General features: G+C 48.4%; 27 protein-coding genes and 1 pseudogene. 1 reads left to right on the forward strand and 27 read right to left on the reverse strand.

Going from position 1 to position 25075, the window contains the following annotated elements; translation table 11 throughout:
• Positions 1–69 precede the first annotated feature (69 nt).
• The 5 genes from dxr to pyrH form a co-directional block, all read right to left on the reverse strand.
• Positions 70–1215, reverse strand: coding sequence for a 1-deoxy-D-xylulose-5-phosphate reductoisomerase (gene dxr / locus I2H39_RS01920; RefSeq protein WP_347708567.1), 1146 nt, complete (start codon positions 1213–1215; stop codon positions 70–72).
• Between the two features lie 49 nt (positions 1216–1264).
• Positions 1265–2065 carry a phosphatidate cytidylyltransferase gene (locus tag I2H39_RS01925; protein ID WP_195625680.1) on the reverse strand — a complete coding sequence of 267 codons (801 nt, stop codon included), beginning with the start codon at positions 2063–2065 and terminating at the stop codon, positions 1265–1267.
• Between the two features lie 21 nt (positions 2066–2086).
• Entirely contained in the window at positions 2087–2806 is a 720-nt protein-coding gene (locus I2H39_RS01930; protein WP_195625966.1) for an isoprenyl transferase, read from the reverse strand.
• 131 nt (positions 2807–2937) lie between these two features.
• Positions 2938–3489 carry a ribosome recycling factor gene (gene frr, locus I2H39_RS01935; protein ID WP_138310230.1) on the reverse strand — a complete coding sequence of 184 codons (552 nt, stop codon included), beginning with the start codon at positions 3487–3489 and terminating at the stop codon, positions 2938–2940.
• Between the two features lie 52 nt (positions 3490–3541).
• A complete protein-coding gene (pyrH, locus tag I2H39_RS01940) occupies positions 3542–4243 on the reverse strand; it encodes a UMP kinase (RefSeq protein WP_138310231.1) in 702 nt (233 codons plus the stop codon).
• Between the two features lie 205 nt (positions 4244–4448).
• On the opposite strand from pyrH, the gene I2H39_RS01945 reads away from it, so the two are divergent.
• Positions 4449–5828, forward strand: a complete 1380-nt coding sequence (locus I2H39_RS01945; protein ID WP_138310232.1) for a bifunctional diguanylate cyclase/phosphodiesterase — start codon at positions 4449–4451, stop codon at positions 5826–5828.
• Positions 5829–6065: 237 nt separating this feature from the next.
• On the opposite strand, the gene I2H39_RS01950 is transcribed toward I2H39_RS01945, so the two are convergent.
• The 22 genes and pseudogenes from I2H39_RS01950 to I2H39_RS02050 all read right to left on the reverse strand — a co-directional run bounded on the left by I2H39_RS01950 (position 6066) and on the right by I2H39_RS02050 (position 24975).
• Positions 6066–7508, reverse strand: a complete 1443-nt coding sequence (locus tag I2H39_RS01950; RefSeq protein WP_195625681.1) for a family 1 glycosylhydrolase — start codon at positions 7506–7508, stop codon at positions 6066–6068.
• A gap of 23 nt (positions 7509–7531) precedes the next feature.
• Entirely contained in the window at positions 7532–9415 is a 1884-nt protein-coding gene (locus tag I2H39_RS01955) for a glucose PTS transporter subunit IIA (RefSeq protein ID WP_195625682.1), read from the reverse strand.
• A gap of 132 nt (positions 9416–9547) precedes the next feature.
• Positions 9548–10311: pseudogene (locus I2H39_RS29020) on the reverse strand (aldo/keto reductase).
• A 53-nt stretch (positions 10312–10364) separates the two neighbouring features.
• Positions 10365–10931: a flavodoxin family protein gene (locus tag I2H39_RS01970; RefSeq protein WP_195625684.1), complete on the reverse strand. Its 567-nt coding sequence runs from the start codon at positions 10929–10931 to the stop codon at positions 10365–10367.
• A gap of 115 nt (positions 10932–11046) precedes the next feature.
• Positions 11047–11268: an aldo/keto reductase gene (locus I2H39_RS29580; RefSeq protein WP_319638383.1), complete on the reverse strand. Its 222-nt coding sequence runs from the start codon at positions 11266–11268 to the stop codon at positions 11047–11049.
• Positions 11244–11912, reverse strand: a complete 669-nt coding sequence (locus I2H39_RS01975; RefSeq protein ID WP_319638381.1) for an aldo/keto reductase — start codon at positions 11910–11912, stop codon at positions 11244–11246. Before I2H39_RS01975 ends, I2H39_RS29580 begins: the two co-directional genes overlap by 25 nt.
• Positions 11913–12016: 104 nt before the next feature.
• Positions 12017–12313, reverse strand: coding sequence for a Dabb family protein (locus I2H39_RS01980; RefSeq protein WP_195625685.1), 297 nt, complete (start codon positions 12311–12313; stop codon positions 12017–12019).
• Between the two features lie 13 nt (positions 12314–12326).
• Complete coding sequence (locus tag I2H39_RS01985; RefSeq protein WP_195625686.1) at positions 12327–12800, reverse strand: flavodoxin; 474 nt, start codon at positions 12798–12800, stop codon at positions 12327–12329.
• Between the two features lie 52 nt (positions 12801–12852).
• The gene (locus I2H39_RS01990) at positions 12853–13365 is read right to left on the reverse strand and encodes a nitroreductase family protein (RefSeq protein WP_195625687.1); all 513 of its coding nucleotides are present in this window, start codon (positions 13363–13365) and stop codon (positions 12853–12855) included.
• A 17-nt stretch (positions 13366–13382) separates the two neighbouring features.
• Positions 13383–13535 carry a hypothetical protein gene (locus I2H39_RS29025; RefSeq protein WP_240305478.1) on the reverse strand — a complete coding sequence of 51 codons (153 nt, stop codon included), beginning with the start codon at positions 13533–13535 and terminating at the stop codon, positions 13383–13385.
• Positions 13532–13753, reverse strand: a complete 222-nt coding sequence (locus I2H39_RS29030) for an NAD(P)H-dependent oxidoreductase (RefSeq protein ID WP_227146544.1) — start codon at positions 13751–13753, stop codon at positions 13532–13534. Before I2H39_RS29030 ends, I2H39_RS29025 begins: the two co-directional genes overlap by 4 nt.
• Positions 13754–13772: 19 nt before the next feature.
• Complete coding sequence (locus I2H39_RS02000) at positions 13773–14510, reverse strand: SDR family oxidoreductase (RefSeq protein WP_207746744.1); 738 nt, start codon at positions 14508–14510, stop codon at positions 13773–13775.
• Positions 14511–14538: 28 nt separating this feature from the next.
• Complete coding sequence (locus I2H39_RS02005; protein WP_195625689.1) at positions 14539–15399, reverse strand: aldo/keto reductase; 861 nt, start codon at positions 15397–15399, stop codon at positions 14539–14541.
• Positions 15377–15643 (reverse strand): hypothetical protein, encoded by a 267-nt coding sequence (locus I2H39_RS02010; RefSeq protein WP_195625690.1) that lies wholly within the window; start codon positions 15641–15643, stop codon positions 15377–15379. Before I2H39_RS02010 ends, I2H39_RS02005 begins: the two co-directional genes overlap by 23 nt.
• Positions 15644–15796: 153 nt before the next feature.
• Positions 15797–16678 (reverse strand): LysR family transcriptional regulator, encoded by an 882-nt coding sequence (locus tag I2H39_RS02015; RefSeq protein ID WP_195625691.1) that lies wholly within the window; start codon positions 16676–16678, stop codon positions 15797–15799.
• Between the two features lie 177 nt (positions 16679–16855).
• Positions 16856–17998, reverse strand: coding sequence for an ROK family transcriptional regulator (locus I2H39_RS02020; RefSeq protein WP_240305481.1), 1143 nt, complete (start codon positions 17996–17998; stop codon positions 16856–16858).
• A gap of 38 nt (positions 17999–18036) precedes the next feature.
• Positions 18037–19071 (reverse strand): substrate-binding domain-containing protein, encoded by a 1035-nt coding sequence (locus tag I2H39_RS02025; protein ID WP_138310233.1) that lies wholly within the window; start codon positions 19069–19071, stop codon positions 18037–18039.
• 17 nt (positions 19072–19088) lie between these two features.
• Positions 19089–20036, reverse strand: a complete 948-nt coding sequence (locus I2H39_RS02030; protein ID WP_138310234.1) for an ABC transporter permease — start codon at positions 20034–20036, stop codon at positions 19089–19091.
• On the reverse strand, positions 20029–21537 hold the full coding sequence (locus tag I2H39_RS02035; RefSeq protein ID WP_195625692.1) for a sugar ABC transporter ATP-binding protein: 1509 nt from the start codon (positions 21535–21537) through the stop codon (positions 20029–20031). The genes I2H39_RS02030 and I2H39_RS02035 overlap by 8 nt, the downstream gene beginning before the upstream one ends.
• A 10-nt stretch (positions 21538–21547) precedes the next feature.
• Positions 21548–22501, reverse strand: a complete 954-nt coding sequence (locus tag I2H39_RS02040) for an ABC transporter permease (protein WP_138310236.1) — start codon at positions 22499–22501, stop codon at positions 21548–21550.
• A 5-nt stretch (positions 22502–22506) separates the two neighbouring features.
• Positions 22507–23790 carry a M24 family metallopeptidase gene (locus tag I2H39_RS02045; RefSeq protein ID WP_195625693.1) on the reverse strand — a complete coding sequence of 428 codons (1284 nt, stop codon included), beginning with the start codon at positions 23788–23790 and terminating at the stop codon, positions 22507–22509.
• Positions 23791–24003: 213 nt separating this feature from the next.
• Complete coding sequence (locus I2H39_RS02050) at positions 24004–24975, reverse strand: Gfo/Idh/MocA family oxidoreductase (RefSeq protein WP_195625694.1); 972 nt, start codon at positions 24973–24975, stop codon at positions 24004–24006.
• Between the last annotated feature and the right edge of the window lie 100 nt (positions 24976–25075).

Genomic DNA, 25075 nt, shown 5'->3' on the forward strand with positions numbered 1-25075 from the left:
CCGGCTCTCACCTGTCCATCCGGCGCACTGCCGCCCCTGGTTTCGTGCGGCATGCGCCTCCTTTCTGTCTTAATTCCATTTTGATTTTATATAATCGTATGTTTCCTGTTCCGCCTCCAGAATTTGTGCCACATCCGGGGCAGGCTTCACGCAGTGGTGCTCCATGGCTCCCTCAATCATATCCACAATGGTAAGGTAACTGATTTTCCGTTCCAGAAACATGGCGACCGCCATCTCGTTGGCTGCATTGAATACCGTGGGCAGGGTGCCGCCCCTGCGTCCCGCATCGTAAGCCAGCTTAAGCCCGCGGAAGGTATCCATATCCGGCACCTCAAAGGCAATCTGTGAAAGCTTTGTGAAATCCAGCCTGTCTCCCGGAAGGAAACGCCGTTCCGGATAATAGAGCGCATACTGGATGGGCAGCTTCATGTCCGGCGTACCTAACTGGGCTATAACAGCCCCGTCTTCAAATTCGACCATGGAATGGATGACGCTGGCAGGCTGTACCACCACCTGGACCTGGTCCATTTCCACCCCAAAGAGCCAGTGGGCCTCCATGACCTCCAGTCCCTTGTTGACCATGGTGGAGGAGTCTATGGTTATCTTATGTCCCATGGACCAGTTGGGATGCTTCAGCGCATCCTCCAGCCTGACCTTTGCCAGCTGGTCCCTGGTAAATCCGCGGAAAGGACCGCCGGAGGCAGTGAGCAGTATCTTGTGCAGCGCATTGCCTGCCGCCCCCTGCAGACACTGGAAGATGGCTGAGTGCTCTGAATCCACGGGCAGCAGCTTAACGCCCTTTTCCGCGGCCAGGGGCATGATGATATGTCCGGCCGTCACCAGGGTTTCCTTGTTGGCCAGGGCAATGTCCTTTCCCGCTTCCATGGCTGCAATGGTGGGACGGATTCCAATCATTCCCACCACAGCCGTCACCACCAGGTCTGTTTCCTCTGCCGTGGCAGCCTCCATCAGGCCTTCCATGCCGCTTGCAACCTTTACATCCAGGTCAGCCACCGCTGTGCGCAGCTGCTCTGCCTTTTCCCGGTCCCAGAGACAGGCCAGCTTAGGCTTAAACTCACGAATCTGTTCCTCCATAAGTGTTACATTGCCGCCCGCAGCCAGGGCTGTCACCTGGATATCCTTATTGTATCTTACCACTTCCAATGTCTGGGTGCCTATGGAACCAGTGGAACCCAGGATTGCAATCCTCTTCATCATAACTTATATTCTCCCTATCCTGAAGAAATACTCAAAAAGCCCATCCTTATTTTAAAAATGTGAGGGCAAAGTAAATGGCAGGGGCCGTGAATATCATACTGTCAAACCGGTCCAGGATGCCTCCGTGGCCAGGAATCAGATGGCCGTAGTCCTTAATGCTGTGGTTTCTCTTAATGGCGGAAGCCGCCAAATCCCCTATCTGGGAAATAACTGCCGAAATGGCGCAGGCAATGGCGCAGGCCGCCTGGGGATTCTCAAGCTCCGCCATGCTGCCCCCAAAAAGGGATGCGTAAATAAAGCCCAGAAGGGCTGCGCCGGCCACGCCTCCCACTGCTCCTTCTATGGATTTCTTCGGGCTCAGGACAGGCGCCAGCTTATGCCTGCCAAAAAGCATGCCTGTACAGTAGGCAAAGGTATCACAGCCCCAGGAGCTTAAGAATATAAGCCACACCAGATATGCCCCGTCGTTCATTTCCCTGGTCTGATACAGAAATGACAGCATAATGGGCACATAGCACACGCCGAAAAACGCGCCGGTCACTTCCTCTGTCTTATACTCAGGGAAGGTAAGCACGTAAAGAGCCATCATCGCCATCAGACAGGCGATAATCATAAGCGTCACATAACGCTGTCCCTCAAACCACAAAAGCCCGTAATAGGAGCAAGCAGTCACATAGCCCACAACAGCCAGGGAACGCCGCTGCATGCCAAGAGCCCTGTAAAGCTCAAATAAACCAATGACGGATATAAGGGCTGTAACGGCAAATAGCAGGATTCCTCCCTGCCCAACAATGACGATGGACAGAAGCACCAGTATGATACCGCTGATTAACCGGGTCGTAAACATGGCCTTCTCCTTTCCCTCTCCTTACTTTACAGCGCCGAACCGCCGTTCTCTTTTATTATACTGCACAATGGCCTTTTCCAATTCCTCCTGGTTGAAATCCGGCCAGAGACAATCCGTCACCACGATTTCCGTGTAGGCCAGCTGCCACAGCAGGTAATTGGAAAGCCTCAGTTCCCCGCTGGTGCGGATTAAAAGGTCCGGGTCCGGCATTCCCGCCGTATCCAGATAGGATGCAAAAAGCGCCTCATCCACCTGGTCCGGGTCCGCCTTTCCAAGTGCGCAGTCACTGGCCAGCCTGGCGGCTGCCCTGCGGATTTCGTCCCTGCCTCCGTAATTCACCGCTATGACAAAGGTCAGCCCTGTGTTATCCATTGTCTCGGATTCCAGACGGTTGATTCCCTCTATAATATCCCTGTCAAAACGGCTTCTGTCGCCAATCATCCTTACGCGCACATTGTTGGCAGACGCAATCTTTAAGAGCCGCACCATATAATAGCGGAACAGCTGCATCAGCGCTCCCACTTCCTCCGCAGAGCGTTTCCAGTTCTCAGTGGAGAATCCATAGACAGTCAGATAACGGATTCCCATCCTGGCTGCAATTTCAACGGTTTTCTCCACGGTGACGCAGCCTTCCTTATGCCCCATGGTGCGGGGAAGTCCCCTTTTCCTGGCCCAGCGGCCGTTTCCGTCCAATATCAGGGCCACATGCTCCGGTATAATCATATCCTTATCCAATGCCATTCTTTCTCTGCCTTTCTTGTCCAAATGTATCTCTCCCAAACAATATCTTTATCATGTCATATCGTTCCGGAATCAAAAAACAAATTAAGAGGCAGGAGTCCCTCCTGCCTCCCATATTCATTTATCACAGATTACACGGTCATGATTTCCTTGGTCTTCTCTTCCACTGCCTTGTCAACCTTCTCTGCCATCTTATCCGTAAGCTTCTGCATCTTCTCCGTCATCTCGGTCAAATCGTCCTCGGAAATTTCCCCTGCCTTCTCTGCCTTTTTAAAGGCCTCGTTGGCGTCACGGCGGATATTGCGCAGGGCTACCTTTGCATTGTCGCCCTTTTTCTTAACATCCTTGGAAACTTCCTTTCTGCGTTCCTCTGTCATCTCAGGGAACACCAGGCGGATGCAGTTTCCGTCATTGGTAGGATTGATGCCCAGCTCAGAAGTAAGGATGGCTTTCTCGATTGGCTTAAGAAGGCTCTTCTCCCATGGCTGAATCACAATCATGCGGGCTTCCGGAACAGAAACATTGCCGACCTGCTGGAGGGGCGTAGGCGTCCCGTAGTAGTCCACCTTAATCTTGTCCAGCACATGGGGATTGGCACGTCCTGCGCGGATGGTACCGTAGTCAGACAGCAGCACATCCAGTGTCTTATTCATCTTGTCCTCATAAAATTTTAATTCTTCCATAAGTTCCTCCTGTTAATGCAGCCTTCCCTGCTGCTTAATAATGTTCGCTTTATTACGCAGTAACGATGGTTCCGTTAATCCGGCCCTGCATGGCGTTTGCAATCCCGTCCTTCTCATTGAGACTGAACACTGCCATGGGCATCCTATGCTCCATACACATGATGGACGCGGTCAAATCCACCACGGCCAGCTGCTTGTCAATGACTTCCTGTATGGTAATCGTGTCATACTTCTTTGCCTGGGGATTCAGCTTGGGGTCGCTGTCATATACCCCGTCAATGGCCTTGGCCAGCAGGATGCAGTCAGCCTCCATCTCAATGGCCCTGAGGGCAATTCCCGTGTCCGTGGAAAAATAGGGATGTCCTGTTCCGCCTGCAAAGAATACCACCATGCCCTTTTCAAAATACTTATTAGCCCTGTCCTTGGAAAACAGCTTGGTCATGGAACCGCACTCAAAGGGCGTAAGAATCTGTGTCATCATACCGGCATTCCTGAAAATCTCAGAAACATAAATACAGTTCATGACAGTGGCCAGCATGCCAATCTGGTCTGCCTTTGTCCTGTCAATGGCCTCACTGGTGCGGCCTCTCCAGAAATTACCGCCGCCAATGACGATTCCCACCTGTATGCCTGCATCTACAGAGAGCTTTACCTGCCTGGCCACTTCCTTTACCGTGTCCTCGTCAAACCCGGTCTTCCTGGGGCCTGCAAGGGCCTCTCCGCTTAACTTTAAGAATACACGTTTCATCTTCATAAAGATTTATCTCCTTGCTGCAATATCTGTGGCTATTATAGCATAGTTAGGTCAATTTGCAAAGAAAAAGAAATTATTTATCCTTTTTTCCATTTCGTCTAACATTTCATAAATAAAAATTGAGATTTTCTGGCTTTTATATTATAATAAAGGAAATGCTAATGCAGACAAACGCTGTCTGTGAATGACAAAGGAGGAAACAATCATGGGTTTGTTTCAGCATAAAAAAGAAAAAGGGGCGGCAGAGCTTCCGCCGTCACAGCCTTCCTTTACCCCGTCTGAACCGGACGGCGCCGGCGAAGGCCGTGCTGCCTGCATCAGCAGGCTGGAGTCCCTGTTAGGCGCACCCTCGTCCAAAGGCGTGGTGTTAAAGCTTTATCTGGAGAATTTTAAGAGTCTGAATAAGACATTCGGATATGATTACTGCGAGGAACTTCTGTCCCAGATAAAAAGCTATCTGAAGGAAGTGGCTGAGGGTAATATCTACCGTTACATAGGCGTGGAGTTCATCATTATATTGGAACAGCTCTCAGAGGGGCAGGCTTCCGACCTGGCGGACGAGATACTGGAGCGCTTCGGTAACGTGTGGAAAATCCGCGGCGTGGACTGTCTGTGTTCCGCACAGATAGGCCTCTGCTCCTATCCCGGCCACGCCGCCAACACAGACGAGCTGCTCAAGCGCCTGGACCTGGCAGTGTCCGCTGCATCCGACTGCGGCCCCAACCAGATGGCTGTATATGACAGCAACATGCATACCCAGTTTGTCCGCCGCCAGGCTGTTGCCATGTATCTTCAGGCTGCCCTGGAAAAGAATGAGCTGGAGGTCCGCTACCGCCCCACCTATAACCTGAAGGAAGGCCGTTTTACAAGGGCGGATTCCTACATGAGGATTTTCATTCAGGGAATCGGACTGGTGGGCGCTGCTGAGTTTATGCCCATTGCAGAGGATTCCGGCCAAATCAGAGCCATTGGATACTACGCCCTGGACCACGCCGGCAAATGCATAAGCGAGCTGATGAAGACAGGACGGGACTTTGATTCCATCTGTATCCCTGTTTCCCCTGTGCTTCTGGTACAGGAGGATTTTCTGGACCAGGTTACGCAGGTCCTTGAGACCTACCAGATACCCAAGGGCAAGCTGGCTCTGGAGGTGGATGACAGCGCCCTGTCCAATGTCTATCTGAACGTTAACATCACCATGCAGGAGCTCTCCGACATGGGAGTGGAGCTGGTGCTCAACAACTTCGGCTCAGGATGCGCTCCTGTCAGCAGTATCCTGGACCTTCCCATCAACACCGTGAAGCTGGAGCGCATGTTTGTATGGCAGCTGGAAACCAATCCAAAGTCAGCCTCCATTGCCGGCGGCCTGATTCAGATTGCCAGGGAGCTGGGCATCCATATCATTGCTGAGGGCGTGGAGACAGAGAACCAGCTGAACGCCCTGAACAGCTACCAGTGCGAGTATCAGCAGGGCTTCTACTACGCTCCCACCATGGAGCAGGATGTGCTCATGAAGGTCATGGGTACCACCCTGGATGAATCCAGGGTTACCATTGAGGAAGAGAAGCTTAAGATGAAAATGTAAGGCTGAAGATGCATAAAGGGGATGTTGCAAAACTAGCATCAGCTAGTTTGAACCTCCCCCGTCAAGTAGACAAATAAAAAATATATCTTTTTTGCCGGCTGGATTTATTCCAGCTGGTATTTTAATGCTGCTTCGCGATATAACTGATGTTTTCCAATTTCAGTATTTCCTTTCTTATTTACTGAATCCGTTTTATTATCTGTTATACCTATAGTATATCTTTATGCACTGGTTATTTTACAAAGCCAAATCTTCTCCATTCGTCTTTATGACTTTCTGATACCAATAGAATGAATCCTTACGTCTGCGGGATAAATCCCCGGTTCCATCATCAAACTTATTGACATATACAAAACCGTACCGTTTTGCCATTTCCCCGGTAGACGCCGAAACCAAATCAATACAGCCCCACGGGGTATATCCGATTAAGTCAACCCCATCTTCCTCAACGGCCAGTTTCATCTGCTCAATGTGCTGCCGCAGATAGTCTATCCTGTAGTCATCATGGATTCTTCCGTCTGCCTCCACCGTATCATGGGCTCCCAAACCATTTTCCACTACCATCATAGGCAGATGGTAACGGTCGTAAATTTCATTCAAACTGTAACGCAGGCCGCTGGCGTCAATTCCCCAGCCCCAGTCTGAAACCTGAATATAAGGATTTCTCAGCCCTCCTACAATATTACCTGCTCCCTGCTCCACCGTTTCCCCTGCTCCCACACAGTTGGAGGAATAATAGGAAAATGTATAAAAGTCAACGGTTCCTTTTTTCAGAATTTCCAAATCACCCGGTTCCATATGCAGGCTCACTCTGTTTTCTTTCCAGATACGTTTCGCATAAAACGGATATTCCCCTTTACACTGGACATCGGAGCAGTACCAGTTCATGTACTGCATCTGGTGCTGTGCCTCCAAAATGTCCTCTGGCTTACAGGTATAGGGATAGGATACGATGCAGCAGACCATATTTCCCATCTTAAAATCCGGATAATGTTCATGGGCATATAAAACCACTTTAGCCGATGCGACAAACTGATGGTGCATTGCCTGAAAACGTGTCGGCGGGTCATCCGGGAAGTCAAACACGGTTCCGGAATATCCCTTTACCGTACTGGTGGAAAGGATATTTCCCATCTGCTGCATACCGGAATTGATTTCGTTAAAGGTCAGCCAGTATTTCACTTTATCCTGATACCGCTCAAATATCACCTTGCAGTAATGTTCAAAATATCCGATACACTCTCTCGATGCCCAGCTATTGTATTTCTCAACCAGTGCATAAGGCATTTCGTAATGGGAAATCGTAACCAGAGGTTCCATGTCATATCTCCTGCAGCAGTCAAATACCCTGTCATAAAATGCAAGTCCCTTCTCATTCGGCTCTCTCTCCATACCGGTAGGAAAGATACGCGTCCAGTTAATGGACAGGCGGAAGCACTTATATCCCATCTCGGCCATCAGGGCAATATCTTCCTCATAATGGTGGTAAAAGTCAACCGCTTCGTGGGATGGATACAGAGTACCTGTTTCTAACTCAGAAGTAATCCTCTTTGGCGAGGTAAGAGAACCGTTGGTACACAAATCGGAAACAGAGATTCCCTTTCCATCCACATTCCATGCTCCCTCAAATTGGTTGGCAGCCGTAGAGCCGCCCCATAAAAAACCATCTCTAAATGCCATAAATAACACCCCTTTCAACAGATTTATAATGTAATTATCTTATCTCCATGAACGGCAGTTCCAAGAATCACCTGCAGTTCCGGGTATTGAGCCGTATTGGAAACAACTACCGGAGTTACTATCGGAAGTCCTTTTGATTCTATGAAATCCATGTCAAACTCCAGCATAAGCTGGCCTGCGGTTATATGGTCGCCGGTCTTAATGTGTGCCTGAAACCCTTCCCCATTCAGCGTTACGGTATCCATGCCTACATGTATCAAAACCTCCGCTCCATTTTCTGCTGTGATACCAATGGCATGAAGCGTATCAAACAAGCAGGTGACTACGCCGTTGCAAGGCGCATACACTTTACCTTCCGATGGCTCAATTATTACACCCTTACCCAGAACGCCGGCTGAAAACACCCCATCCGGGCATTCCTTTAAATCCTTTATCTCTCCTGAAACAGGGGCAGTAATCACATTCTGTACAGAAAGCGCCTCTGCTTGTGTTTTTATATCTGAGTCCGGCTCCCCAGCCTCTGCTGAGTCCTTAAAGAAAATCAATGTAAACACAAATGTAAGAACAAAACCGGCAGCTACGGCAATTATTATAAAAACCAGATTAGAGATGCCCTTCTCCCCAATAAAGGTTGCCAGGCCCAAAAAACCATAACTCCCCGCAAAGGCATAACAGACACTCTTTGTTAATCCGGCAATCACACCGCCCAGAAAGTTGCCTGCCATAACTCCAATCAGTGCAGTACGGTATTTCAACACAATACCAAATAATCCCGGTTCCGTAACACCACAGACACAGGCGGTAACACCGCAGGAGGCCGCCTCGGTCTTTGTGTCCGTAACTTTGGATTTCATACTGATTGCCAGACAAGCAGCGCCGATATTGATGTTGTCGATAAAGGTTGCCGGAGACGCCAGCGCTTCAAAACCGGAAGATGCAAAGCTGCTGAACAGATACGGCCCCATGGCATGGTGCATACCGGTCATAACCATAAGAGGATGGATTGCCGCCAACAACGCAACCCCCGCAAAACCGGTCGTTTCATACAGCCAGATAATTGCATTGGCAATGTATGTACCAAGGACAGAGCCAATGGGAAACAGCAGGCACAATGATAACGGTGTCATAACCAGAATCGTGCCAAAGGGAACCAGCATGGTTCTCAGGAAATCCGGGGAGTGTTTTTTCATAAACCGTTCCACATAGCCGGCGGCCCAGACACTTAAAATAACCGGGAATATGGAACTGGTATAAGTACCCGCATAAACAGGAATTCCAAATACGGAGCCAGCCGCACCCTCTGCGCACATGCCCACAAAGGACGGATGCACCAATACGGCCCCGAGAAACATTCCAACAAACATGTTCATCTCAAATTTTCTGGCCGCTGCCGCACCTGTATAAACAGGCAGGAAATAAAAGGCTGCATCCGCGACAAAATTCAAAGTGGCATAGGTGTCCCCCTCCCCATGAATCAGGCCGGTCATCTCAAGCACCAGCATGACTACTTTCAGCATACCTGCGCCAATCAGAACCGGCAGAACCGGCGCCATGCAGCCAGATATCACATCTACAAGAGACATCGGAGAAAAATTCTTCTTTCTGGGCGCCGTACCTCCTTCGGATGCCGAAACCTGCGAACCCAGCCCCGTTTTCCGGCAAATCGCCGCATATGCTTCATCAACCGTCTGCCCAATGATAACCTGCAGCTGGTCGCCGCTCCACTGCACTCCCTTTACGCCTGGAAGCTTCCTGACTTTTTCGGCATCCACATTGGTTGTTTCCTTTAGCGTAAAACGCAGGCGGGTCATACAATGAGTAAAATAGGATACATTATTTACGCCGGCAATAAGCTCCGGAATCTGGTTTGCCAGTTCCTCATACCTGCTGTTGTTTTTATTATTCATGAATTTCCACCCCTCGAAATTGTGTTTTTGGTACAAAAAGCCTTCAGCACATAGACTGAATCCGTATCGTCCATAGGCTGAAGGCAATGTCATCATTATTATGTAATAGCCCTATGCCGCCCCTATCTGCTGCTATCTACCAAATACCGCCAAATCCATGGTGTCCAACAGCGTATGTATTTCTTTGGTTTCATAATCCTTCAGCATAATTTCTGCCGCTTTTGCATTTTCAATAATCCGTTCGGTTTTGGTCGAACCGGGTATCGGTACAATCCACGGTTTCTGGGCCAGCACCCATGCAAGAGAAATCTGGGCAGGGGTTGCGTCCTTTTCCACTGCCAGACGATTCAGCAGTTCCATCAGCTTACGGCTTTTTTCCATCTCTGATTTCTCAAACTGGGGCATTCTGGAACGGAAATCAACTCCCGTTTCATATACTTCTGCTTTCTGCACTTTGCCGGAAAGAAATCCGTTTGCCATTGGAGAGTAGGCCACAAAACCAATCCCTAACTCCTCCAGCATGGCAAACTTTTCTTCATTCCAGCGGGCCATCATGGAATAACGCTCCTGAACCGCCGTTACCTTACACACTGCATCTGCCCTGCGGATGTAATCATCGGACGCATTGGAAATTCCCCAATAACCTCAATGGATTTCCGGATAGAAGCCGGACTCCCATCCTGGTAAAGCTGATGATTCTCGTCCCAGAAGTTTCCAAACTTTGTAGCGAGGATTACTTTTTCACGGATTGGTTTCAGGGCCTCCCCAACCACCACCTCATTGGGAGCAGGTGTTCCGTCCGAAAACTGCCCCACATAAAGCTCCGCTGTATCAAAAAATGTATATCCCTGTTCATACGCTTCGTGGATGCGCTTCACAGCCACACTTTTTTCCACAGTCGTTCTCCCTTTTTTACGCGGATTCGCACCATCCTGATAACGTTCGATTCTTACTCTGAAAGCCAGGCCGCCAGCTCATGGAGCTGTGTCAGATATTCTTCATGGTCTCTTATCTCGCCCCTGCCCGGGATTCCTCCAAATATAAGAGATTTGAATTTTTCTGCTCCCATCTGGGATAAAGTTTCCACTGACCATGCGGCATACGTTTCGTAAATATCTGCCGGGCCGCCCCAAAAGGAAAGGATAAGCGCTGCCTTTTTTCCACGCTTGGAGGTATTGGACATATTTTCCTTCTCCACATGAAAGAACGGGTAGAGACGCTCGATAAACAGTCTGGCCATGGAACTCATCTGGTGATTATAAACCGGTGAAGCAAGCACAATTCCATCGCAGGTATCAATCAGCGGAAACAGGTCTGTGATGTCATCGTTCTGGATGCACTTCTGTGTCTCCTTTCCCTGACAGGCGCCGCAGGCAATACAATGATTGCACTTATGCTCACGCATCTTAAACACCGTCACTTCGCAATTTTTCAATTCCTCTGCCATTCGGTCCACGATGGTTTCCGAATTTCCATCCCTTCTGAGGCTTGTATCAACAAGCAATAATTTTCTCATAAAAAGCCGACTCCTTTTATATTTTATCCATAACGCTTGGGCTGCTTTTCCGGTCAAGAAGATGAGCCGTCCTGAACAGTTACATTCATTCGTTTAAATCCGTCTGTCCGCAATTTTAAGATTTTGCCGTATCAGGGTCAAACATATACCCGCAATATGGGATATAATCAATCACATCCATATCCTCCGCACTCAATTCAAAATCGAATATCTCCGTATTAGAAATCATTCGTTCGACATGAACGCTTTTGGGCAGCGGAACAATCTGTTTTTGCAGAAGCCAGCGTAAGGCGGCCTGTGCAGGCTGTTTTCCTATTTCACCGCAATACGGTTTAATTCTTCATTTTTCAGCACGGCAGCTCCGCCTCCGCCAAAGGGACTCCACGCCTCTACAATGATTCCGTTTGCCTGACAATACTCGGCTCTTTCTTTCTGTCCAAATCCCGGATGGTATTCAATCTGGTTTACCATGGGCTTTATTTCGCTGTCTTCTATCAAAGCCTTAACATGATGTGCCAAAAAATTGCTGACGCCAATGGCTCTAATCCGTCCCGCCTTATAAAGTTCCTCCAGCGCCTTCCATGTGGAGGCATTCAGTTCACGCCAATCCCTGTGCCATTTTGCATTTGCCGGCCAGTGAATCAGATAGAGATTCAAATACTCCAGCCCCAGTTTATCCATGGATTCTTCAAACGCCTGCAGTGTTCTTTCATATCCCCGATGGTCATGCCAGGCTTTGGTACTGATAAACAACTCTTCCCGCTTTACGCCAAATTCTTCGGCGGCCTGTCGTATCGCTTCTCCCACACTTCTCTCGTTCTGGTATGCGGCGGCGGTGTCGATGTTCCGATACCCTGTTTTGATTGCATTCTTTACGCCTTCCAGTGTGTCCCTGCCGTCAGGAACCGCACAGGTTCCATAGCCAATACAGGGGATTTTTATTCCATTATGTAACTCATAAGTATCCGTAATGCTGTTCATTAAACCCCTTCCTCCTTGTATTTATTTTTCCCTATGGAACGCCTACCGGCTTTTGCATGGAAACTGGTGCCGCCAGCCGGACACAAGCATTTTTAAGACATGCTCTAAAGTTCAATTTGCGCCATCACGAAATTATCGGTACGGAACGCCTCATCTGCTTTGTCTGCGACTTCACAATGTGCCGGGCTTGCAAGCAGCGCGTCAAATCCCGCCTTATCCTTTACATCAATAATCATGGTGACTACATTTGCAGGACCAGCCCAACCCAGATTCCTTGCCACAGTGATTGCCTGGATTGCAGGAACGCTGTCTTTCATTGCACGCATTTCATCCATTTTCCGATTGATTACTTCATCGGGAGTTCCTTCTTTTACAGTAGCCATAAAAATATGCCGTATCATTGGTGATTCCTCCTTAAAATTTTTCAGCCCAGGCTTTCAGCTCTGTGGCTTTTACATTTGTATTGAACCGCCTGCCATCGCAGAGTACGGCTCCTTTACAGGACTCCGTAAGTTCGGCATTGGTATTTCCCATACCGCTGCTCCCGGAGGTGGCAAACGGAATGACCTTCTTGCCGGTTAAGTCGTACTGCTCCAAAAAGGTATTGATGATTGTAGGGGCCACATACCACCATATGGGGAACCCTACAAACACCCGATTGTACTGTTCCATGTTCTCCACTTTGTTTGCAACAGCGGGGCGGGAGGATTTATCGTTCATCTCCACACTGCTGCGGCTCTTTTTATTCATCCAGTCTAAATCCGAGGTTGAATAAGGTTTTTCAGGCTGGATTTCATGCAGATCCGCACCAATCGTATCTGCTAACAATTTTGCCAGCTTTGCAGTTACCCCGCTGGCAGAGAAATATGCTACCAATGTTTTACTCATGATTATTTCCTCCGGTTTCTCCATTTTTTATTGTTTACATCACTTTTATTGTTTACATATAGCTGACGGTTTCAGAAATCTCTTTACGCTGACTGTGAGCTGCAAGGGGTTTTGTCCCCTCTGCTGCATATCCCAAATCCAGCAGCATCAGTACTTCTTCGTTTTCGGGAAGTCCCAGTTCCTTTGCCATTTCCTCCGGATCAAAGAAGTTAATCCAGCAGCTGTCCACGCCCTCAGCCTTGGCCGCAAGCATCATATGCGTTGCCACGATACTGGCGTCCTCAACTCCGGAATCCCGTTTTTCACCCGGATAAGTAAAGACATTGTTTTTATCAAACGCTACAACAGCAACCGTTGCCGCGCCATAGCGGCAGGGAGTTGCCTTGTCAAGTTTGGCAAGAGCTTCTTCAGACTGCACCACATAGATGCGCTGCTCCTGAAGATTTTTTGCGGTGGGGGCCAGCCGTCCTGCCTCCAGAATGGCATGAAGCTGTGATGATTCCACCGGGCGGCCGTCAAACTTTTTGCAGGCATAGCGTTCTTTCATTACTTTCTGAAATTCCATATCGTTTTCCTCCTGTTTTATAATGATTTACCAAGCTCATAGGCTTTTTTCATGTGGCTGGTTTTGCAGGTCATATCAGGGCTGCCGCATCCGGTTCCCAATATCATACCCATATCCTGAAAGTGCATATAGCCGCACAAACCGGTGTAGTAATCGCGAAGATAACTCATCGTTTTAGGGTCGGGATGATGATGTTGTCATCCTTATGGACACAGGCTCCATTTATGCCGCAATGCCCACAACCAAGACACGGATTAATTTCCATGTGTGCAGCATCCACAATCTGCACCATATGTCCCGCCTCCTCCGCGCCTTTGATAAACTGCTCCGCCAAAAGATTTGAGGATCCCTTTTTATGAGGGTTTCCCTCAAGTACTACAATTTTCATCGCAATTTTCTCCTTTCCATTAAGCGCGTACACCGCCGTCTACCGCAAAATCGGCTCCGGTTACAAACTTTGTTTCATCCGAAGCGAGGAACAGAACGGCTGATGCTACATCATTTGGTTCCCCATAACGTCCCATCGGAATTGTGCCAAGGACAAACTCTCTATGCTTTTGGGCACCTTCATCAGACAAATCCGTTTTATCATAGATAGGAGTTTCAATCGGGCCTACTATCACATTGTTAAAACGGACACCGTCTTTTGCCATCTCTTTAGCCCATGATTTGGTCAGGGCACTCATCGCGGCTTTACTTGCGGAATAAATGGACATATTGGGAATGGGCTTTTCGGCGGCAGTAGACGAAATATTGATGACATTACCCCTGACTGCTTTTAACATAGGAAGCGCCTGCCTCGTCAGGTCTACTACAGCGCGTACATTTGTTATAAATGCGGTATCATATTCCTGCAGCAAAACTTCAGCCAGCGGGGTAACCGGCGCAACTCCCGCGTTGTTTATCAAAACGTCCAGTCTGGCGTAGCGTTTCTTAACTTCATCGATGATAGCGGTTATGTTCTCGTCTATGCTGATATCCGAGACCAGATAAGAAATATTTTTATTTAGTTCTGCTGTTTCTTTTAAAGTGGATTCGGTTCTGCCTATAATCACCACAGTGGCACCAGCTTCCGCCAGATATTTGGCTATGGCCTGACCAATCCCGGAACCGGCGCCGGTAACCAGTGCAACTTTTTCCTTCATGTGTATCGTCATAGTCTATCTCCGTCCTTTACTTCACGCCAAACCGGGCAAAGAAATCTTCAATCTGAGCCGCATCTTCATGGTTCATAAATAGATTCACGCCTTGGTCCAGAGCCTCAATCTGCCCCATTTCTTCGGCATTCAACTGGAAATCAAAGATATCTAAGTTTTCAGCCATACGCTCTTTATGAGTGGACTTCGGAATCACAGGAATGCCGCTCTGTACAAGAAACCGCAGTGCAACCTGTCCGGTTGTCTTGCCATACTTCTGGCCAATGGATGTCAGAACCGGGTTTATAAAGATGCCTTTTTCCCCGCGGGCGAAAGGAGCCCATGCCTCCACCTTTGCTCCATATTTTTCTATAAATCTGCGGTCATTCTTATGCTGCTGGAACACATGGGTTTCCAGTTGGTTGACCATCGGTCTGACTTTGCTGAACAACGCTAAATCCATGAAGCGGTCGGGATAAAAGTTGCTGACACCGATGGCTTTCACCTTGCCGTCCCTGTATGCTTCCTCCATCGCCCGCCATGTACCATAATAATCACTGAACGCCTGATGGATAAGCAAAAGGTCGATATAACTGGTCTGCAGCTTGCGCAGGGACTCGTCAATCGAAGCCTTTGCCTTTTCATATCCGGCATTCATAATCCAGACCTTGGTGGTAATGAACAGTTCTTCCCGTTTCACCTTTCCTGCGGCAACCGCCTTGCTGACAGCGTTTCCTACCCCTTCTTCGTTGTAGTAAGCCTGTGCCGTGTCAATCGCCCGGTACCCGACCTCGATGGCATCTGTGACACAACGCTCACACTCCTGCGGGCTGATTAGGAAACAGCCGTACCCCAGCATCGGCATTGCTGCTCCGTTACTTAATGTGACATACTCCATTTGATGTTCCTCCTGACTGTAATTTTTTGTTTCTGATGTCATTTCGCATGGTGTCCATGCTCATGATAGCGCTCTCTAATCTGTGGATTTCATCCAAGGCTGCCTTACGTTTCTCGCCAAGAATCCGCAGCCTTTCGGGATTAGAGCATTCTCCGGCAGAAAACAGTTTCAGATAATATGCAGCTTCTGCTTTAGAAAATCCCATCTCCTGAAGTTGCCCTGCCAGTTTTTCCGTTTCGTCCATAGCACCTCTCCCCATAAAAAAAACTGTAGATGCACCGTTTTTCTTGGTACACCTACAGTATAAGATGATAATTTCAAAATGTAAAATGCCTATATTGAGTGCGTGGAAATTCATTTTTTGTATTGCGGTTTTTACTCCTTACCTTCTTCCCCTTTACCCCGCTTCTTCCTCCTGCTGCTGTAAAAATTGAAGGAAGGCTTTCGCCGCTCTGGAAACAATCCGCCCCTCTTTCCATGCAAGAGCGGAACCAACGGAAAGCTCCGGCTCTAACGGCAAAAACTTCATATCATCATAGTGGCAGTCCTGCTCCAAGCAAATGACCGCGCCTTTTCGTTCACGGGCAATAATAACCGCATTGTGCAGCACATTATAGTTGGCGGAAAAATCCATATCCTTTGCAAAATCTCCGGACCACTGGCGCAGTTCCGCATGTGCAGGAGTATTGACATGAATCGTCATGACAAGCGTTCCCACTAGGTCTCCAGGATGAATCGTATCCTGTGCAGCAAGGGCGGCTTCCCGATGAATGAGCGCGCCCCAACGCTCTTTCGTCTGCATGGAAAAGGTTGTATATTTCGTAAGGTTAAACGGTTCCAGAAATAAGCCAATGTCCAAAGATCCCTGTTCAATGCGTTCCTGTATTTCTTCATTGGAGCCGCTGTACAGTTCGAATTTCACCTTGGGGTAACGGCTTTGAAACGCAGTCATTGCCTGTGCTAATTCCTGAACGCTGCGAAGTTCGTTGCAGCCAATAGAAATAATGCCAGAAAGTGTTTCTTCATTCTGGGCCACCTCACTCTTTGCTTTTTCTGCCATAGCAACAATGTCCTGCGCTCTGCGCCGGAATAAGAATCCTTCATCAGTCAGCAGAACGCTGTGATTGGTTCTCTCAAACAGCTTTACACCCATTTCATCCTCTAACTGCATTAACTGACGGGAAAGGGTCGGCTGTGTCATATGGAGAAGCTGCGCTGCTTTTGTAATATTTTCTTCTCTGGCTGCCATGAGAAAGTATTCTAAAACGCGGATATCCATTGGATTACCTCCTTTTGAGAACACTATATCATGTTCGAAATTCAGAATCAACATGCAAGATGCCTTGGTATATATAAATTGTATTCCCATTTTTAATAAACTTTTAGGGGGATGCTACAAAACCAGCTGACGCTAGTTTTGCAACATCCCCTCTTGCATTGTTATGATTTTTATCACCTACGGCTTCCACTGGGCATAAATGGATTCATTGATGCCTGAATGTATGGTCAGCTCGCTGTGGTCATCCTTTACCAGCTTTACCCTCCTGTTGCCGTACAGGAAACAGCGTTCCTGCACCACCTGATTCATATTTGCAAACAATTCATCATAGATGTCCGTAATCTCCCCGCCTATGTAAATGTATTCAGGGTCCATCATGGTAATCAGGACAGAAATCAGCCTGCCCAGGTATCCGGCGGTTTCCAGAATCATATTGGCTGCCTTTGTCTCACCCTTCTTCGCATCAATAACAAACTGGTTCCAGGCTTCCAGAACATCCTCCTGCTCTTTTCCCCAATAATCCGCCACAATGTCGGGAATGGCAAGCTCATTCTCAATGCAGCCGTAAGCCCCGCATTCAGAACAATACTTATGGGGATTGCCCAAAGGTGTATGGGCCACCTCTCCGCCGTACCCGTGATGGCCCCTCAGCAGGGAGCCTTCACAGATAATTCCCACCCCCACCCCCTCGGAGATATGGAGGTAGACCAGGTTCCTGCACTCTGTTATGGTATGCTTTAGGCTTAAAGCGCAGAGATTGGCCTCGTTGTCAACATAGCCCGGCAGCTGGAAGGCTTTTTCTACAATGGCCTTCAGCGGCACGCCCTCATACATTTTCACAGCGCAGTTTACAAGTGTCTGGGTAGCCAAATCAAAGATTCCCGAAACCGCCGCCCCCACTCCGATGTACACACGGCCGCTGTCTTCCCTTGCAATCTCATCAAACCGCTTCCTGGCAAAATCAATGACTTCTTCAGGCGCATCCAAACCGGATATATCGTATTTTTGATGGAATACAATTTCATTTCTGATATTCAATACCGCGATTCCCAGCACGCCTTTCATCTGCAGGTTCAGACACACTGTACAGAATCTGTTATATGCCAGGTTAACCGTAGATGGAGTCCTTCCCACGGACATGGAGTTCTTCTTAACGATTTCAACAATTCCTCTCTCCAATAACTCATTGCACAGATTGGAAACCGTGGCAAAGCTCAATGCTGTTCTGTCAGCTATATCGCGCTTTGTAAGACCGCTCTCCCCTGCTGAAAACCTCAACACATTTACAATACTCTTAACATTGTGCTGTTTAATATCCATTACGTCTAAAGATTCCATCGTTTTCTCCATCTATCCTCTTAATTTACTGCTGGAGGATTCTGATATTTTGCCAGTACGGCCTCGTCCTTTAGCATCTCGCCTGTGAGCAATGAGCTGCCACCGTAAATAATAGGAGGGACATGGCCAAAAGGCGGATTTGCTGAAGGGATTTCTGTGGGGTGTGCCGCTGCATATGCCAGCATCATTGCCTCGTATCCAATTAAATACGGGTCGTCCACGATTGTCCCTTCAATATCCCCAGCCTGCAGCAGTTCAATAACCGCTGAACTGTAATCACTTCCAATTATAACAACATTTTCTAAAATATTCAATGTTCTAGCCGCTGCTGCCGCACCCGGCGCCCCATATCCATGGGTGCTGAATATTCCTTTAATCTGCGGATTTGCCTGGAACAGGGCTGCGCATACGGTTTCCGACTTTGCGACATCTCCTTCATCGTTTAATTCAGATACGACCTGGACCCCCGGCGCATTCTCTGCCAGCCATTCCTTAAAACCAGAAGCCCTTTCCTCCTGTGCAATGGAGCCCGGAACCAGGCATATAGCCACCTGTCCCTCTCCCCCAATCATCTCAGACATGGCCTTTGCTGCGTTGGCGCCAAAATCATAGTTATCCGTGCCCACATAGGACAGCCTTCCGCTGTCGGCAGCATCACTGTCAAAACCAATCACAGGCACACCGGCGCTTAACGCTTTTCCTATGGCTGAATTCAGGGTGGTTTCATCTGCAGCGGATACCAGTATGCCTGCCGGTTTTTTGGCTGTCACCTGCTCCACCGCCCTTGCCTCCAGTGACGCATCCCATTCCGCCGGCCCCTGCAGCTCCACACTTATATGGCTTCCCAGCAGCGTTGCCGCGTCCTTCATACCCGCATAACACCAATTGAAATATTCAGCTCCTTTTGTAAATACCACCATGGAGTAAAGCTCTTTTTCCCTGGCGGCCGATGCATCCTGCCCGGCCGGCGGCGCTGCTGCTCCCGATGCGCTGCTGCATCCCGCTGCACTTGCCAGCATGATTCCTGCCATACACAATGCGATAATTTTCTTCATGAAATTCTCCTCCTCTTTTATGAATGCCTCTTTTTTAATAGGTTCATCCCCTCGCTTAACAACACTGCCACAATCAGGAAGGCCCCCGTCACCACATCCTGATAATACGTGGAAATTCCGCTCATGACAAAGGCATTGTAAATCATGGCCATGAACAGGGTTCCCAGCAAGGTTCCCGTAACCGAGCCATATCCTCCGTGGGTCAGGCTTGTCCCGCCTATTGCCACTGTTGTAATTACCCTCAGGTCCGCATTGGTGCCGTAACTATAGCTTGCACTGCTGTAGGTCATGGCTGTGAGGATACCGGCTGCCGCTGCAAGAACAGCAGATATGATATATACATTCCGGTACACTCCCTCAACCTTTATTCCGGACAGACGGGCAGCCTCCTCATTACCGCCCACAAAATATATCTGCTGGAATGATTTTTTGTTTTTTGAAAAGTAAATAAAGACAGCTGCCAGCACAATGTACACAATCCAGCTCAAAGGCATTCCCGCAACCCTGCATGTGCTCCACTCAGAAAAACCTTCTGAAAAATTAGAAATTGCGCTTCCGCCGGTAAGGGTCAGATTCAGTCCTTTTAACACAGCTGCAATTGCCATTGTCACCACCATGGGATGCAGATTCAGTTTTTTTCTAAACAGATTGGTCACGCACCCAACGCCTGCTGCCGCTGCCAGCACCAGCAATATGGCTGCCGGGAATGGGACTCCCTGTATCATGAGCAGTGCAAGGATGATGGAAGAAAAGGGAAGGACGCCTGCCACGGTCAGGTCAATTCCCCCGGATATAATTACCAGGGTCATTCCCAATGCCATAATTGCCTCCATAATAAAATTATCCACCAGCACGCAGAGATTGGCCGCTGTGAAGAAATAAGGGGAACAAAATCCCATGAATACCCCCAGAAGTACAATAAGGAAAACCAGCACCGCATAATGAAGATTGATTTTTTTAGCCATTTCCTTCCACCTCCTCCCGGAACGCCGCCTTCATCACAATCTCCTCTGTCAGATTATCATTCTCCAGAACTGCCTGGCACCTGCCTTCGTGCATTACTATGACTTTATCTGAAACTCCCAGGATTTCAGGCAGTTCAGAAGAAATCATCCACACCGCCATCCCGCTGTCCGCCAGTTTTCGCAGAATTTCGTGAATCATAGCCTTGGCTCCCACATCCACGCCTCTGGTGGGTTCATCCACAATCAGCAGCCTGGGATTCGCGGCAAGCCATTTGCCGAAGAGTACCTTCTGCTGATTCCCGCCTGACAGATTGGATAACCGGTTTTCCATGCACTGCGCGGGATGGATTTCCAGTTCCTCAATATATTTTTCTGTTATACTCCTGCTTTGGTCCTCCTTTATAAACTGCATTGGGCTGCAGATGGATTTCAGACAGGCTGCAATGGTATTCTCCCTAACGGTCATGTCAACAAATAGCCCGATAGCCTTCCGGTCTTCCGACAGGTAGCACACGCCTTCTTTTATGGCCTGGGCCGGATTGGAAAATTTCACCTCCCTTTCCTCAAAAAATACGTTTCCTGAATCAATCTTGTCCGCCCCGAAAACTGAGAATGCGCACTCGGTCCGTCCTGCTCCAACCAATCCGAACATTCCTGCAATCTCACCATATCGGATTTCAAAGGATACATTTTCAAATTTATCCTTCCTGCTGATATGCTCTGTCCTAAGTGCACATTTCCCGTTTCTGTCCTTTGCTTTCGGAGGATACAGACTATCAATATTACGTCCTACCATCATTCTGATGATGGTCTGTACATCCATATCCTCCCTTGTCAGGGTCCCTGTGCAGGTTCCATCCCTCAGCACCGATACCTTGTCTGAAATCCTTGTGATTTCATTTAATTTGTGGCTGATAAATATAATCAGTTTTCCCTTTTTCCTTAAATCAAAGAGCAGCCGGAACAGATTCTCAATTTCTTTATCCGAAAGAGCGCTGGTGGGCTCATCCAGAATCAATATGCTGACATCCTTTGACAATACCTTTGTGATTTCTATCATCTGCTGCAGACCGACGCTCAGGGTTCCGGCCTGGACCCTTGGATTGATGCTGGCCCCTATTTTCCGAAACTCTTCCTCTGTATTTTTGTAGAGACGGTTCCAATCTATAAATCCCAGCCGGTTGACAGGCTCATTGTTCACAAACACATTCTGGGCCACAGTCATATTTCCTGCAATGCTCAATTCCTGATGGACAATTCCTATTCCATGGGCATAAGCCTCCGCCGGATTTTGCATGGATATGCTCCTGCCGTCCAAGAGGATTTCGCCGCTGTCAGCCTGGTATATACCTCCGATTATTTTCATGAGGGTGGATTTTCCGGCTCCGTTCTCACCTATGATGGAGTGAATCTCCCCCTTTTCAAAATCAATGGAGATATCTTCCAGTACTTTGTTATTTCCAAAGGACTTTACTACATTTTTGACTTGTAAATAACTCATACCCCATCTCCTATCTCGGCTTTCTTCTGCGGCGCAGGGCGTCAAAGGCCACTGCCGCCAGAAGCATCAGGCCGCTTATTGCAGATGACCAGTTAGGCGAACCGTTAAACATGATAAACACATTATTTACCAGTGCCACCAGTATGACCCCAAGAGCGGTTCCCAGAAAACTTCCGGAGCCTCCGTGCATATCAGCGCCGCCTATGACCGCCGCCGAAATCGCCTTCATCTCAAAAGAAATGCCATACCCTGCATGTCCCATACCAAGACTGCTGGTCATCAGTATGGCTGCTATTCCAGCCATGAGGCCGCTTATCATATATCCAAGAATAATTGTAAGCCCCGACGGAATCCCTGAGATAAAAGCCGCCTGCCTGTTGCCTCCCACGTAGAACATGTTGCGCAGGGGCCTGAAGCGCCTGGACAGAAATGCCAGCAGCAGCATGATAGTGATGGATACCAGTATCTTATTGGGTACTCCGGCCAGGCTGCCCCTGCCAATGTTGGTATAGGTATCTGTCAGTCCTGCCACAAAATAACCGCTGGTCAGAACATAGCAGGTACCCCTGCAGATGGACTGGCTGCCCAGCGTGGCAACAAAAGGAGCCACGTTGGCTTTGGAAACAAGAAGGCCGTTAACCGCCCCCACGGCTCCTCCAAAGAGAATGCCGGCGCCAACTGCCGCAGCTGTATTTACTCCCTTTTGAATCATTAAGGTACAGATGATTCCGGCCAGCGCAAGGACAGCTCCCACGGACAGGTCCACACCGCCCAGGATAATGACGAACGTCATGCCGCAGGCCAGCAGCAAATCATAGGCAAGGTTGGAAAATATGGCTTCAATGTTGCTTCTGGCGTAAAAAAGCTCTCCCTTGAGAATACACATTAAAACAAAAATAATTGCTATTGTAATAATTAATGTTCCTTCCCTGTTATTGACAGACAGTTTCATTTTGTCTTTCATTCACATCACATCCCTCTGCCTACCAGCTCCTGGACATCCACCGGCATATCAGAACACTTGACAGCAGTCCTTCCCCGTTTTATATATGCATCCTCAACACAGCCTCCTGCAATCTCAGTGTTGGGATAACCGTAACAGCCAAGGTCCAGCATGATACCTACATTCTCTCCGTAGGGTTCCTCCTTGTCCGGGGTAATGACCATTGGTTCCAGGCACTCTGTCAGCCCGGTTCCATGGCACGTACTATAAAAATGGAACTGCTTCATATTAAGCCCGTCAATGGTCTGTGAGGCAAAATAGTTCCTGGCTGCCAGGTCAATACGGTTAGACGGAAGATGTTCCCGGCAGACATGGTAAATTTCCTGTTCCGCCCTGCGGTAAGCCTCGTTCATGCATTCAAAATATGCATTCTGAAGCCGGCTTCTCTCTCCCATGACAAAAGACCTTCTGCACACACCCTTATATCCCTCAAAGCTTGGGCTGCAGCCTATCTGTACGATTTCACCTTCCTCTATTACTTTATTGGAGGCAGGTCCAATCACGGTTTTACAGCGGTCGCCTGAATTTACAATGGTGTCAAATCCGAATCCGGTTCCCCCAAGGGATTTGACGGTAAAATCTCCCACCGCCGCCACTTCGCTTTCCCTGATTCCCGGTCTGGCAACCACCAGCATGGCCCTGACTGCTGCACAGGCAATGGTGTCCGCCTGTTCCATGCACTTAAACTCATTCTCTGTTTTCTCATACCGCAGCTGCGACAGAATATCTGAGGCATCCGCCACCTCCACTTTTCCAAAGCTCGTGTGAAGAAAATCCATGAATTTGGCCGGAACAACATCATCACTTGTCATATAGCCGATACGCTTGATTTCATGCCCTATGTAACGGGAAATCACTTCATTGAGCTCATCCCTCTCCACTCCCTCATAATACTCATCGGGAATACTGAATTCATTTACAAAGCTGGTGTCCAGTCCCAATCCTGCTTCCTTTGAAAGGATACCGGATTCAGGTCCGGCCAGAAGGAGGGGACGTTTTCCGGGAGCAATCACTCCGCTGGCCCTTTCGATGGTTGGATTATATCCGGTCAGATAGATGCCGTCTCCCGGCATCTCCCTGTACCAAAAGAAAAAACCCATATCAATCTCCTTTTCCTCCAGCCTTTTCCATACATTCCGGTACCGCACTTCATATTCCTCCGGCGGAATCTTGAAATCCTTGTCAATGCGCCCTTCATACGCCTTCACAATTTTCATAACCCTCTCAAACTCCATTGTACTTATCCCCATAACTACCTCCTTGATTTATTTGTTTCTTATTATTTTAAACTAATTATTATAATACTTATTATAATTATTATATAAATATTTGTCAATACTGCGGGGGGATAAGAATCTGATTTCCGTAAATTTTCATAAATCGCGGCAAAAATCAGCAAAAAACAAAAAACCTGCTTGGATTTAACCCCAAACAGGCTTTCTTCTTAAACACAACACCTTTCTTTATTTCTCCATAGGATAAACCAGGCCCCACTGCCTGCGCAGCTCATCCATCCACCTCATCATACGCAGCGTTTCCTCATGAGGCATTTCAGGGCATTCCAATGCCCCCTCCCTGATTGCCCGCAGACAGGCTTCCACCTCATATTCATACCCGCTAATCTGCTTAGGTGTGTCATAGGATGCAATCAGATTCCTGGAACGGTCATAAACTTTGATGGCCTCACAGTTGTTGATGTTCTCAACTTCAATGAATCCATTGTCACCATAGATAATGCCACGGCGGTCGCTGAGTCCCATTGCGCTGCTGCACAGAACTGCCATCCTGCCATCCTTGTAGGTAATGGTGATGCTGTTCTGGGCATCCACGCCGGTTTCTGTCATCACCGCTGTACCGGTTATGGACTCCACCTCGTCCCCAAACACCATGGAGGCAAAATTAAGCGGATAGATTCCCACATCCAAAAGGGCTCCTCCCGCCAGCTCCGGACGCATGATGCGCTCCTTTCCGCTGATAATATACCCCAGATTGGCCGTAAGCATATAAGGCCTGCCTATGACGCCGACTGACAGCACGTCGTCCAGGGTTTTTCTCATGGGCATGTACCGGGTCCAGATAGCCTCTGTCAGGAGCAGTTTCTTTTCCCTGGCCATTTCAAGCACTTCCCTGGCCTGTGATTCATTGACCGTAAATGATTTTTCGCACAGCACATGTTTTCCGTGATTCAGGCATAATTTAATATGCTCATAGTGATGTGAATGGGGCGTGGCAATGTACACCAGCTCTACCTCAGTATCCTCCACCAGCTCCTCATAGGAGCCATAGGCTTTCTCAAAGCCGTATGTTTTTGCAAATTCAGCCGCCCTCTCATAGTCCCTGGCAGCCACTGCGTAGTTTTGCGCGCAGTCCATCTCTTTAATGGTTCCTGCCATGGTCCCTGCAATTGCTCCGGCTCCAATGATACCTACCTTCATATTTATAATCCTCCTGCCGCAATGTTTTTATGGACCTGATGCACAGGCCCGGTCATTATGCTCTTCTTTGTATTCCGGCTCTCTCTTATATTCCAGCCCT

This window comes from Clostridium sp. 1001283B150225_161107_B6, from assembly GCF_015556325.1.
Classification (GTDB): Bacteria; Bacillota; Clostridia; order Lachnospirales; family Lachnospiraceae; genus Enterocloster.